The sequence below is a fragment of the Methylophilus aquaticus genome (assembly GCF_030769565.1).
In the GTDB taxonomy this organism is placed as follows: Bacteria; Pseudomonadota; Gammaproteobacteria; order Burkholderiales; family Methylophilaceae; genus Methylophilus; species Methylophilus aquaticus.
Genome location: NZ_JAVCAP010000006.1, coordinates 59,627 through 71,188, shown reverse-complemented (window position 1 = coordinate 71,188; position 11,562 = coordinate 59,627). Strand labels below are relative to the sequence as shown.

At 45.6% G+C, this 11,562-nt stretch carries 11 protein-coding genes and 1 other RNA gene; 8 read left to right on the top strand and 4 right to left on the bottom strand.

Translation table 11 applies throughout. From position 1 onward, the window contains the following. Positions 1-1,388: 1,388 nt before the first annotated feature. From Q9291_RS04045 to ssrA, 3 genes are all read right to left on the bottom strand, one after another. Positions 1,389-1,901 (bottom strand): hypothetical protein, encoded by a 513-nt coding sequence (locus tag Q9291_RS04045; RefSeq protein WP_306388724.1) that lies wholly within the window; start codon positions 1,899-1,901, stop codon positions 1,389-1,391. A gap of 4 nt (positions 1,902-1,905) precedes the next feature. Next, positions 1,906-2,925 (bottom strand): phage/plasmid replication protein, II/X family, encoded by a 1,020-nt coding sequence (locus Q9291_RS04040; protein ID WP_306388723.1) that lies wholly within the window; start codon positions 2,923-2,925, stop codon positions 1,906-1,908. Between the two features lie 171 nt (positions 2,926-3,096). Continuing rightward, positions 3,097-3,462: a transfer-messenger RNA gene (gene ssrA, locus Q9291_RS04035) on the bottom strand. A gap of 109 nt (positions 3,463-3,571) precedes the next feature. On the opposite strand from ssrA, the gene Q9291_RS04030 reads away from it, so the two are divergent. Together Q9291_RS04030 and aroA are read left to right on the top strand one after the other, a co-directional pair. Then, positions 3,572-4,438, top strand: a complete 867-nt coding sequence (locus Q9291_RS04030) for a prephenate dehydrogenase (RefSeq protein WP_306388722.1) — start codon at positions 3,572-3,574, stop codon at positions 4,436-4,438. Positions 4,439-4,459: 21 nt separating this feature from the next. Next, on the top strand, positions 4,460-5,740 hold the full coding sequence (gene aroA, locus Q9291_RS04025; RefSeq protein WP_306388721.1) for a 3-phosphoshikimate 1-carboxyvinyltransferase: 1,281 nt from the start codon (positions 4,460-4,462) through the stop codon (positions 5,738-5,740). Here aroA and Q9291_RS04020 read toward each other — a convergent pair whose 3' ends face one another. Further along, complete coding sequence (locus tag Q9291_RS04020) at positions 5,741-5,959, bottom strand: DUF2061 domain-containing protein (protein WP_306388719.1); 219 nt, start codon at positions 5,957-5,959, stop codon at positions 5,741-5,743. 92 nt (positions 5,960-6,051) lie between these two features. Between Q9291_RS04020 and cmk the strand changes: the two genes are divergently transcribed. The 6 genes from cmk (at position 6,052) to Q9291_RS03990 (ending at position 11,211) form a co-directional block, all read left to right on the top strand. Continuing rightward, positions 6,052-6,720 (top strand): (d)CMP kinase, encoded by a 669-nt coding sequence (gene cmk, locus Q9291_RS04015; RefSeq protein WP_306388717.1) that lies wholly within the window; start codon positions 6,052-6,054, stop codon positions 6,718-6,720. A gap of 186 nt (positions 6,721-6,906) precedes the next feature. After that, positions 6,907-8,403: a 30S ribosomal protein S1 gene (rpsA, locus tag Q9291_RS04010; protein WP_306388716.1), complete on the top strand. Its 1,497-nt coding sequence runs from the start codon at positions 6,907-6,909 to the stop codon at positions 8,401-8,403. A 16-nt stretch (positions 8,404-8,419) separates the two neighbouring features. Continuing rightward, entirely contained in the window at positions 8,420-8,707 is a 288-nt protein-coding gene (locus Q9291_RS04005) for an integration host factor subunit beta (protein ID WP_306388715.1), read from the top strand. A gap of 132 nt (positions 8,708-8,839) precedes the next feature. Beyond that, complete coding sequence (gene lapB, locus Q9291_RS04000) at positions 8,840-10,057, top strand: lipopolysaccharide assembly protein LapB (RefSeq protein WP_306388714.1); 1,218 nt, start codon at positions 8,840-8,842, stop codon at positions 10,055-10,057. A gap of 40 nt (positions 10,058-10,097) precedes the next feature. After that, entirely contained in the window at positions 10,098-10,793 is a 696-nt protein-coding gene (gene pyrF, locus Q9291_RS03995; protein ID WP_306388713.1) for an orotidine-5'-phosphate decarboxylase, read from the top strand. Positions 10,794-10,905: 112 nt separating this feature from the next. Then, entirely contained in the window at positions 10,906-11,211 is a 306-nt protein-coding gene (locus tag Q9291_RS03990) for a ComEA family DNA-binding protein (protein WP_306388712.1), read from the top strand. The last annotated feature ends 351 nt before the right edge of the window (positions 11,212-11,562 follow it).

Sequence of the window (11,562 nt, the reverse complement as noted above, 5' to 3'; positions counted from 1 at the left end):
GCCGGATGAGTTTTACTTTAAACACCTGCCCGCAACACCCAAGGCAGCTTAAACAGAATCGCAAGATATTTCACTTAAAACTTCAAAGATTCTGTCCAACTAAACGGGGCCACCTCTAAACGCATTGAATATTGTTGCTTCATTGAATGGTTAGTTTGCTTTTTATTTGGTGCGATTTTTGTTTCAAACCAAATGTCTCAATGTTTCAAACTAAATGTCCACCGTCATCTATTTTGTGGTATTTTCTCGGTTTGCGTGGTTTACGTCTATTGCGGCCATTTAACATAATATACATTATGCGAAAAACTGTAAGTTAAGGAGAAGTGTAATTTCTGTTATATTTTTAACTCCACTTTTGAACTACCGTTTTCAACATCAGGCCTATATATAATAATTAATCAATTTTTTTGAAAATTTTGCGGCAATTTATTAAAGGTAGCTCATCAAGTAAAACATGCCGCCAATAAAATAATGATTTAATTTCAACAGATGAAATATTGCTATTTAATATCTTGAAATGATGCTTATCTTTATACTTTATTCTATGAGCTTGTAAACAATGTCCAAATGAATGAAGTCTTAACAAGGTTAGTACTGGGATTGGCACGACAGCCTTGCCGTTTAACCACTTGTTGAATGTGAGTCTTTTTACTCCTGCTATTTGGATAGCTTTACTTTTTGACAGAGTCCCTAAGTGCTTTCCGACATGTAGATACCAGTTTAGATAGCTTTTTGATAATAACCTTTTATTTTCCCTATTTTTGTCCAATTTCGCCCACCCCTTAAATTTTAATTAACACATTCATTTATTTTTTTAATAAAATATAACAAAAAATACCATTTTAGTTAAGTAGTAATTTAATGTCTAATTTGTTTAAAGTCTCATACTGGTGGCTACATCTTAATAATTGCGAAAAAACTATATAGAGGGTTGGCAAAAAAAAACCCGCATTAACGCGGGTTTGTGAGGTGTTTTGATACTTCTTGTTTTGGTAATTGGTGGGCTGGGGGAATCGAACTTTCGGTGATTATAATTAAATCAAGCACTTGTAATATCCTTGTGACTAATTTGTGACCAAAACTGCATAACTTTACCACCAGCTGAGCTATCTACTTCAGGAATCCAGCGACCATATCTTTTACGAATCATGCCCCAATCCTTATGACCCATTTGCTGGGCGACCCACAAAGGATTTTCTCCAGCAGAAAGCAGAGTAGTATTACAGACCCTGCACTTATCACATTTAAGGGGCGCTGAATTCGCGCTCTCCCCCGCTGGCCGTCCGCGTTGCCCGCTGCCAACCATCGGGTCCCCGTCGCGCCGCAGTGTCGCGTTCAGCTATGGGGAGGTTTCAGAAAGTTAGCTATTTGAGTTTATAAAAAGGTGATTAACTAACTCGGCTATCATGAATTGCATATGAGACCGGTGCGCCGCCACCAATCTGATTTATTCTGAAAACAAAGTTATTTTTAAGCTGCTGGTCATTCTCTAACTTATCAAAGTAGGCATTAGACGCGTGTAAGAAAGCTCCAAATAGATTCTCCGCATTCAAAAATAATGCGCCATTGACATCTTTCAAATGCAGCCTTGATGTGTGACATGAAATGAGGCAATCGCCAGGGCTGAAAGAATGAATCATTGTATTTCTGAAAGCCCATAGCTTTTCAGTAATAGGTGAGTATTCGGGCGGGAAATACTGTTTAATGAAGTTTTGAAATCTCTCGCCTGTAGTTTGTTTCGGCGCCATTAATCCGGCCAATGCCTCGATTGCTGTAAGCATGCTTACGAAACTAAGAAATGCTGCTTCCTCAGTAAAAAACTTTGGTATGCCACCTACAAAAATATTATCGAAATGATGCCTATATGATTCAGCATCGTTAACAATATTTATATCGGTCATTTATTTAAGACTCTCTTAATTTTGGTTCAAAATACAAAGATGTTCCGATAGCCCAGTCAGGAACTTGGGCAATCGCTTCAGGCCGAAGTACTCGAACAAGAGGAATAACATTGTCGGGTTTGGATGGTTGCCTAATTGCAATATCGATACCACGTTTAAGCAACTCAGTTCTATAGCGATAGAAGGAAGCTCTAGGATATAAAGCGCGTAAATCCTCGCCCTCTTTCCATAGTTTATAGACAGCAATCAATCTTGCTGGGAGCCCCTCTAAATCTGTATCGGTAATATTGAATTGCTCGGACATGTTTAGGGTTTGGATGTAAGCCAGTAATTGTTCAATTGGTGTATCAAATTTCCACTGAGCTGCAATACTAAGCTGCTTTTCTTTAAGCTGAATGCTTCTTAGTGTTAACTCACCACGAAGTTTATTATCAGCCCATTTATGTAGATTGTCACGCTGATCAATTTCATCAGGTAGCTTGTGATTTCTTGCTTCCAGTTCGTCGCCTTTAGAATAGAACTTTACTGACCAGCGCCGTGAATTTTTGCCGAAGTATAAAGTGCTGCCTGTGGTGATAGGCCGCCCATGCCGGCTTTTAGATTGCATTTCAGCCGCTCTTAACCATGCTCTAACATCATGGCGTCTAGGCAGTTCCCACATAGCGGTGCAATCTACTCGCTTTAATTGATAAATACCATTTATCCAGCTTTCAATATCTTGCTCAGTTGGTGTTAAGTTGAAAATTTTGACTAATCGAAGCATCGCAACATATACGAGGCCAATCAAATCATCTGAACCGAATAAATTGTGGCCTTGCAGCCACTTAGCAACGTTGCCATCAATGAGAATGTTTTTAGTATCGAATGACTTTATATTTAATGATGCTTCATGAGAGCCTCGGACTTGTTGTTTCTTATGAACTTGCCATTCGATTTCACCATTAAGGTCGATAGAGGCCACATAACCGCCAACGATCATTTCATCATGGTGGCAAGGGATAATTGCAGTTATCCAATCAATCATTATGGCCACCAATTCTTGTGACCAAAGTGTGACTAAATGTGGCTAATTTGTGCCCAAATGGAGACAAAAAAAGACCACCCCAGACAGGATGGCCTTTTCTTTTACGCTCAATAACCCATTGATTAACAATGGTTTTGTTTGGTCTGGAGTGGTCTCCAGAATACTTCACTTTGGTGGAGCTGGGGGGAATCGAACCCCCGTCCGCAAGCCCTCCACAGACAGTTCTACATACTTAGCTGTGTTGTTTAAATTTAACCAGACATCCACCAACGAGCAAGCAGATGGCTAGCGAGTTGCCTTAAGTTTAATGCCGTATTAAGCAACCCAATACAGCACGATCCTCTCTAAATGACGCTGCTGCCGGTTACCCGGCCCGACCGAGAGGCTCTTCGGTGCAGCGTTCAGCCGGTATTAAGCGGCTAAAGAGTAAGTTTCGTCGTTTGCGACTATACTTGTTCAGATGGATTTACGAGGGAACCTGAATCCTCGGTATGCCCTGCACTGCTTTGCAACCCACGTCGAAACCTGGTCAGCCCCAAAGCAACCTCTTATTATACGCGCTTATGGTGTGCTGACCAAATACTGCCGCACAGTGGCTTCTGCTTGCCATGTTACAATGTTGGCTATTCATGAATTTACCTGCTTTATGTTCAACAAGTTAGTCATTTTTGGTGTGGGTCTGATTGGCGGCTCTGTGGCGCTGGCGCTCAAACAAGGCACACATACTCCCTTGATTGTCGGCGTGGGACGCTCAGCGGGCAACTTGCAGGAAGCGTTGTCTTTGGGTTTGATTGATCGGGCAGAAACCGACATCGCGCATGCCATGCAAGACGCTGATATGGTATTGATTGCCACGCCTGTTGCGCAAACCCCGGTGATTTTGCGCGCCATTAAACCTTATCTCACTTCAAGTACGGTCATTACCGATGCGGGCAGTACCAAAAGTGATGTGATGGTGTATGCGCAAGCCGAACTTGGCGTCATGGCTCACCAGTTTGTGGGGGGACATCCGATTGCTGGCGCAGAGAAAAGTGGCCCCGGTGCCGCGCTCACCGATTTATACGTCGGCAAAAACATCATTTTAACGCCTAATGACCATACCCTGCCTGAAGCCGTCCAGAAAGTCACTGCTTTGTGGCAGCGCTGTGGTGGTTTGGTCTCGACTATGCGCCCTGAAGCCCATGATGCCGTGTTTGCAGCCGTCAGCCATCTGCCCCATTTACTGGCGTTTGCGTTGGTGGATGACCTTGCCAGACGTGACAATGCGGAACAGTTATTCAAATTTGCGGCCAGCGGTTTTAGAGATTTTACGCGTATTGCGGGCAGTCACCCGGAAATGTGGCGGGATATTGCATTGGCCAACAAAACTGCGTTACTCGATGAATTGACTGTTTACCAGCGCGCATTGAGCGACATGGCTGCACTGCTTGAAGCCTCGGATGCGCAAGGTTTGTATCAGTTGTTTGCCAATGCCAGCCAGACCCGCACTGACTGGGCCAAGTCTAAATCCTAATAATTGAACGATTATCCTGATATGGAACAATTGCATTTACCCGCTTATCATCGTGCGCAAGGCAGCATCACCCTGCCCGGCTCGAAAAGTATTTCTAACCGCACACTGTTGTTGGCTGCTTTGTCCGAAGGGGTGACGACTATTCGGGATTTACTGGCCTCTGATGATACGGCGCGCATGCTCGAAGCCTTGCAAACATTGGGCGTTGGATTGGAAAATTTGGGGAATAATGACTGGGTTGTCACGGGATGTGCCGGCAAATTCCCCAATAAACAGGCAGATTTGTTTCTGGGCAACGCAGGGACAGCTTTCCGGCCGCTGACAGCTGCACTGGCATTGGCCGGAGGCGACTACCATTTGCATGGCGTCGCACGCATGCACGAGCGGCCAATTGGTGATTTGGTCGATGCCTTGCGTCAGGCCGGTGCCGAAATCGCCTATCTGGGCAATGCAGGCTACCCTCCCCTGCAAATTTCTACAGCCAAACTGGATGTCAGTCAGCCCATAAAAATCCGGGGCGATGTTTCCAGCCAGTTTTTAACGGCTTTGTTGATGGCTTTGCCGTTGACTGGTCAGGCGGCGACCATTGAAGTTGTTGGTGAGTTGATTTCCAAACCCTATATTGAAATTACGCTCAACCTGATGCAGCGCTTTGGCGTCTGCGTCACGCGCGATAGCTGGCAATATTTTCACATTGCTGCTGATGCCAAGTATCAATCCCCCAAAGACATTTACGTGGAGGGGGATGCATCCAGTGCATCCTATTTCATTGCCGCAGGTATTTTGGCCGGAGATTTAACGGTCAATGGCGTGGGTAAACAAAGCATACAGGGCGATATCCAGTTTGCCGAAGCGGCGAAAAGCATGGGCGGAAAGCTTGTTTACGGTGAAAATCACGTGCATGCAGAACTGACTGGAAAACTGCGTGCAATCGATCTGGATTGCAACCATATCCCAGATGCAGCCATGACGCTGGCAGTCATGGCCATGTTTGCTGATGGCACAAGCACCTTGCGTAATATTGCCAGTTGGCGCGTTAAGGAAACCGACCGCATTGCAGCCATGGCCACAGAGTTACGCAAGCTTGGTGCAACCGTGGTCGAAGGGGCTGATTTTATTCAAGTGACCCCGCCTACGCATTTCATACCTAATGCAGTGATTGATACCTATGATGACCACCGCATGGCTATGTGTTTTTCGCTGATGAGTCTGGCCGGTATCCCTATTATTATTAACGACCCCAAATGCGTGGCAAAAACATTTCCTGACTATTTTAAGGTGTTTGCCAGCATTGCGAGCTAATCAGGCTGCATAGGCCCATTCGTGTTCATCAGGCTCCTTAGCCTGCTGGCCGTGCTCATGACGGTGCCAGGCACGATCGTGAAAGTAAAACACGACCGTGTTGCAAGCCGGTTCAATCAGCGCCATCAGGCCGCCGACGAGCATGCTGCCGGTCAGAAGATAAGCGATGGTAAATGCAACACTAAAGTGCAAAATGGCAAAAGAAAATGTTTTAATCATGGTGTACTCCTCAATCAATCTTGATTGAATGATACAAAGCCACTTACATTAAATCCAATTCATTGTTTTAAATAAGATAATAAATAATACTTATGAGTGATCTACCTACAATCCCAGTCATCGCCGTGGATGGCCCTTCTGCTTCTGGTAAAGGCAGCGTCGCTGATCGCGTCGCTCAACAGCTAGGATTCCACTACCTGGATTCTGGCGCAATCTATCGGCTGTTGGCTTACGCGGCACAGGCGCAGCAGGTGGCATGGTCTGATGGCCCGGTGTTGGCGCAGGTTGCCGCCGAAATGCATATCCAGTTTGAAGCAGGCGAAATATATCTAAATGGCATAGCGGTCAGTCAGCATATCCGCAGCGAGCAAATGGGTAAAGGCGCCTCTGAGGTGGCGGTACATCCTGATGTTCGAAAGGCATTGTTGCAAACACAAAAAAACTTCAGACAATTGCCAGGCCTGGTGGCTGACGGACGCGATATGGGCTCCGTTGTTTTTCCAGACGCACGGCTGAAAGTGTTCTTGACCGCAGGCGTTGAAACACGTGCCCAGCGACGGTTTGACCAGCTGATTCAACGCGGTGAGCAGGCTGACTTCAATACCATTCTGGAAGATCTCAAGCAGCGCGATTTACGTGACAGCCAGCGCACTTCCGCCCCCTTGCAGCAATTACCGGATGCTTTATTGGTTGATACGACACATATGACCATTGCGCAGGCGGTTGCCATGATATTAGACGCTTGGAAAAAGTGCATTTAAACCTGTAAAAACGGCATTAAGTCATTGAACTGCATAATTTTTTTGTGTATAGTTTCGGGTTCGTGTTGTACAGGCAGTCATCTGTGCAGCGTTTATTAACCTTATCCATCGCACACTGCCTGTCGGTGTCTGTGGCTCGCTTGGCAACTTGTTGTCATTAGGCGAGAAAATTTGGACAATTTTTTAATGGCTTCTATTTCTAATTCAACCTCTTCTAACGAATCTTTTGCAGCCCTCTTCGAAGAAAGCCTGGCTCGCCAGGAAATGCGCGCAGGTGAAGTGATCACCGCCGAAGTTGTTTCTGTAGACAATGATTTCGTGATTGTTAATGCTGGCCTCAAATCCGAAAGCGTGATTGATGCGAGCGAGTTCAAAAATGCCCAGGGCGAACTGGAAGTTGCAGTAGGCGACTTCGTAAAAGTGGCCATTGAAAAACTCGAAGATGGTTTTGGTTCTACACAACTCTCTCGCGAAAAAGCGAAGAAAATGCAAGCATGGCTGGATCTGGAAGAAGCCATGAACGAAGGCCGCGTGGTCAAAGGTTTTGTCAGCAGCCGTGTTAAAGGCGGTTTGCGTGTTTCTGTCAGCGGCATCATGGCATTCTTGCCTGGCTCACTGGTTGATATCCGCCCGGTAAAAGACACTACTCCTTACGAAAATAAAGAGTGGGACTTCAAAGTCATCAAGCTGGACCGCAAGCGTAACAACATCGTGGTTTCCCGCCGCGCAGTGATGGAAGACACTCTGGGTGCTGACCGTGAAGCACTGCTGGGCAGCCTGACAGAAGGCGCAGTTATCAAAGGTATCGTTAAAAACATCACCGACTACGGCGCGTTTGTCGACCTGGGTGGTATCGATGGCCTGTTGCACATCACTGACCTGGCATGGCGCCGCGTCAAGCACCCATCTGAAGTGCTGACTGTTGGTGAAGAAGTGGAAGCCAAGATCCTGAAATTCGACCAAGAGAAAAACCGTGTTTCTCTCGGTATCAAACAATTGGGCGATGATCCATGGGTAGCTTTGGGCCGTCGTTATCCAGTTGGTACACGCCTGTTCGGTAAAGTGTCTAACCTGACTGACTACGGCGCGTTCGTTGAAGTAGAACCAGGTATTGAAGGTCTGGTACACGTATCTGAAATGGACTGGACCAACAAAAACATTCATCCGGGCAAAATCGCTCAATTGGGCGACGAAGTTGAAGTGATGATCCTGGAAATTGACGAAGATCGTCGTCGTCTGTCTCTGGGCATGAAACAATGTAAACCAAACCCATGGGATGACTTTGCAGCCACCCACGCCAAAGGCGATAAAGTATCAGGTCAAATCAAGTCTATCACTGACTTTGGTGTATTTATCGGTCTGCCAGGCGGTATCGATGGTCTTGTGCACTTGTCTGACTTGTCATGGACACAGTCAGGTGAAGAAGCCATCCGTAACTTTAAAAAAGGTGATGAGCTGCAAGCTGTGATTCTGGCAATTGATGTTGAGAAAGAGCGTATTTCTCTGGGCGTTAAACAATTGACTGAAGATCCAAGTGGCAACAGTGCGCCAATTGGCGAAGATAAAGCTGGTAAACCTAAGGCCAAAAAAGCAAAAGCTGACGACATGATGATGGACGAAGCCACTGCAGGTACTACAAACCTGGGTGCTTTGTTGAAAGCCAAGCTTGACAGCAAAAAATAAGTGAAGGCTTTAGATCATGACCAGATCTGAACTGATAGATTTACTCGCTCAGCGTTTTCCACAACTGGTGTTAAAAGACGCCGAGTTGTCAGTCAAAACCATCCTTGATGCAATGACTGAAAACCTGGCAACGGGTGAACGTATTGAAATTCGTGGTTTTGGCAGTTTTAGCCTGAACTACAGGCCGCCGCGGCTGGGCCGTAACCCTAAAACGGGTACAAAGGTTCAGGTGCCGGCGAAATACGTTCCGCACTTTAAAGCGGGCAAGGAGCTACGCGACCGCGTAGACGCCATCGGGCAGTAAATACATTAACCTCACAACTAAACGGCATCTCTCTGAGATGCCGTTTTTCTTGTTTCCGATAAAATCATGATAGTCGTGGCGTATGCCGGATGCCTTAGGTAAAATAGCGCCTAACATAAAAAGAGACCTTGTATGCTGGTTGAATTTGAATACTGGTGGTTATTGATCCTGCCCTTATTTTTTACCTTAGGCTGGATTGCGGCCCGCGTCGATATTAAGCAGCTAATTGCAGAGTCTACCTCCCTGCCCGCCACTTATTTTAAAGGCCTGAATCTGCTGATTGCAGACCAATACCACAAGGCAGTGGATGCTTTTAGCGAAGCCTTGTATCTCAACAAAGACTCGCTGGAATTACACTTTGTACTGGGCAGCCTGTTTCGGCGTACGGGTGAAACCGATCGTGCCATTCACTTGCACTTGAATCTGCTAGAAAATTACGAGCTGACTGATCAACAGACCACTTCCATTAAAGTTGAGTTGGCCCAGGACTATTTTAAAGCTGGCTTGTATGACCGCGCCGAGGAGCTGTTTTTGGGATTGCGCAATACACGCTATGATCAGGCCGCCTTGCGACATCTACTCGATATATACGTCAAAGAGCGTGAATGGTCGCAAGCAGTTGCAATGGCAACAGAGCTGGAGCGCTCTTCAGGGGTTTCTTACCGCAAGGAAGTTGCCCAGTACTTTTGCGAGCTAGCGGCCAATGCCATGATCAGTCAGGAATGGGGTGCGGCCAAAGCGTTTTTAGCGCAAGCATTAGATGCTAACAAGAACTGTGTCCGTGCTAACGTCCTATTAGGGGATATATCCGCTCAGCAAGGTGATCACCAGACGGCTATTGCCTTCTGGAAAAAAATAGAAATGCAACAGCCTGATTATTTGGGGTTGGTTGCGCAAAAAATGCTTAAGAGCTATTCGACACTCTCCAATGATGAGTCTGATGCAAGAAAAGGCCTGCCTGAGGGTTTGGCGCAATTGCATCATTATCAAGAAGTTTACCAATTGAGCAGTATCATGTCCGTGCTTTACGAGGGAACATTGCAAGCTGAAGGTGCAGAGAAAGCAGAAAAACTGGCACGTACTGAATTGATTCGTAAACCTAGCCTTAAATCTTTAGACCAACTATTACAGGCCCGAGCCATGTTGGATGATGAACAGCATGATTTGCAGTTGATGCAACAAACCGTGCGAAATGCTATTGGCGACCGGGCTGCCTATTACTGCGATCAATGCGGCTTTCGTGCCAAGCAATATCACTGGCAATGTCCGGCTTGTAACGCTTGGGAGTCTCTACCACCGGAGCCTAGCGAAGCAACAATTCGTGATATCAACTTATTAAAACGCAAGTAAAGTTGTACAGATATCAAATCATTCTCAAGAAGATATTTTTATGTCAGATAGCAAGATTATTGTCGCATTAGACTTCACGGAAGCTGATCAAGCCAAAAGACTGGTTGACCGTTTGGATCCGAGCCTGTGTAAACTCAAAATAGGCAAGGAGCTATTCACAGCGGCTGGTCCAGCCTTGATCGAACACTTTACTAACAAGCACTACGATGTTTTTCTCGACTTGAAATTTCATGATATTCCCAATACGGTTTCTAAAGCCTGTCAGGCAGCTGCCAATCTTGGGGTGTGGATGTTGAATGTACATGCAAGTGGTGGCTTGCCAATGATGCAAGCCGCGCGTGAAGGTGTAGATAAAGCGAACATTTCGGTTGCGCCATTATTAATTGCCGTGACTGTACTTACCAGCATGGATGAAGCCACCCTACACTCTTTAGGTGTTTCCAGAGACTTACCCGCGCAGGTATTGGCCTTGGCAACACTGACCAAACAGGCTGGCTTGCATGGTGTTGTCTGCTCAGCACAGGAGGCTTCCATGCTTAAAAGTGCTCTAGGTAAAGATTTTTGCCTGGTTACCCCAGGTATCCGACCACATAATTCAGATAAAGACGATCAAACACGTATCGTCACTCCTGCTGAAGCTCTAAATCTAGGCGCTCATTACTTGGTTATTGGCCGTCCAATTACACAAGCACGCGACCCGGTTGTTGCATTAAACACAATTTTAAATGAAATTTAACATATTTTAATTTAATTAAACACAAAGCGCTGGCATGTAAAACTTCTGTCACTAAAATACAAATAGACCTTATGTAATGTGGTCTACTTTTTATTAATGATCAGGAGATAATATGAAGCAATTATTAGGACTTTGTTTATTTGTATTTTTTCTCACTCCATCAGTATATGCAGCTGTAGACATTAATACAGCGACACAGTCTGAACTAGAAAGTCTAAGTGGTATTGGACCCAGTAAAGCGCAGGCAATCATTGATTACAGAAAAAAGAATGGCGGCTACAAATCCTTGGATGAGCTTGAGCAAGTTCAAGGCATAGGACCAGCAACATTGAGCAACCTTAAGAAAGACATTACGCTGGGAGTAAAAACGGGCAAAGCACCTGAACCACTCAAAATGGATACAACCAAAAAGAAATAGAACTTTCTTAGCTAGATATGCGAAAGAAATGCCACGTGAGCATTTTTAGCTCTGCTTAAATAGGAAAAAGCACCACTTAGGTGCTTTTTTTTTTGAGAACTTTTAATACAGAGGCACTGCATCTGCATGTTGTTCTGACTTTACCATGGTTGCAGCTTATGTTTGCGCATTGGTTAGTGAAGCCGCCAGAGGTGGACCCGGAAAACTGGACAGTGTTTTAAGTGATATTCTTGCTTAACCTTGCAGCCGATAGGCGGCAGAAAGCAGAGAAAGAAAGCAATGAAACGTACCCGAAGAACCCACGCAGCGAGCTTCAAGGCTAAAGTGGCCTTGGCAGCCATCAAGGGTGAT

Excerpts from the sequence above, each read along its gene's own strand:
- Q9291_RS04045 (WP_306388724.1), bottom strand. The coding sequence starts at position 1,901 with ATGACCGATATAAATATTGTTAACGATGCTGAATCATATAGGCATCAT.
- Q9291_RS04040 (WP_306388723.1), bottom strand. The coding sequence starts at position 2,925 with ATGATTGATTGGATAACTGCAATTATCCCTTGCCACCATGATGAAATG.
- Q9291_RS04030 (WP_306388722.1), top strand. The coding sequence starts at position 3,572 with ATGTTCAACAAGTTAGTCATTTTTGGTGTGGGTCTGATTGGCGGCTCT.
- aroA (WP_306388721.1), top strand. The coding sequence starts at position 4,460 with ATGGAACAATTGCATTTACCCGCTTATCATCGTGCGCAAGGCAGCATC.
- Q9291_RS04020 (WP_306388719.1), bottom strand. The coding sequence starts at position 5,959 with ATGATTAAAACATTTTCTTTTGCCATTTTGCACTTTAGTGTTGCATTT.
- cmk (WP_306388717.1), top strand. The coding sequence starts at position 6,052 with ATGAGTGATCTACCTACAATCCCAGTCATCGCCGTGGATGGCCCTTCT.
- rpsA (WP_306388716.1), top strand. The coding sequence starts at position 6,907 with ATGGCTTCTATTTCTAATTCAACCTCTTCTAACGAATCTTTTGCAGCC.
- Q9291_RS04005 (WP_306388715.1), top strand. The coding sequence starts at position 8,420 with ATGACCAGATCTGAACTGATAGATTTACTCGCTCAGCGTTTTCCACAA.
- lapB (WP_306388714.1), top strand. The coding sequence starts at position 8,840 with ATGCTGGTTGAATTTGAATACTGGTGGTTATTGATCCTGCCCTTATTT.
- pyrF (WP_306388713.1), top strand. The coding sequence starts at position 10,098 with ATGTCAGATAGCAAGATTATTGTCGCATTAGACTTCACGGAAGCTGAT.
- Q9291_RS03990 (WP_306388712.1), top strand. The coding sequence starts at position 10,906 with ATGAAGCAATTATTAGGACTTTGTTTATTTGTATTTTTTCTCACTCCA.